The sequence below is a fragment of the Mesorhizobium sp. 128a genome, assembly GCF_053848025.1.
Window position 1 is genome coordinate 1 of record NZ_JBSPKY010000109.1, and the last position, 372, is coordinate 372.

The following is a 372-nucleotide window of genomic DNA, read 5'->3' on the forward strand; positions in this document are numbered from 1 at the left end:
TGCGACCGAGCATGGCATTGACCGCGCCTTCATAATCGAGCGGCTTGCTGTCGAAGACGCCCGAAATGATCCCGTCACGCATCGAGACGATGCGGTCGGCGAGCCGCCTGATGTCGGACATGCGGTGCGAGATGTAGAGGATCGCCACCCCTTGCTCGCGCAGCCGGTCGGCCAGCGCGAACAGCCGGTCGGCCTCGGCGCTGGAGAGCGAGGAGGTCGGCTCGTCGAGGATCAGCACTTTCGGCTGATGCGCCAAGGCGCGCGCGATGGCCACCATCTGGCGATCGGCCAGCGAAAGGTCGTTGACGCGGGCCCTGAGATCGATGGCCAGACCCATGCGGTCGGCGACCGCCTTGGCCTCGCGGCGCACCC

At 67.5% G+C, this 372-nt stretch carries 1 protein-coding gene; it reads right to left on the reverse strand.

Annotated elements, in window-relative coordinates; genetic code table 11:
* Positions 1-372 (reverse strand): ATP-binding cassette domain-containing protein (locus ACWTU9_RS33290; protein ID WP_455862028.1); only part of this gene is annotated, 372 nt, incomplete at both ends.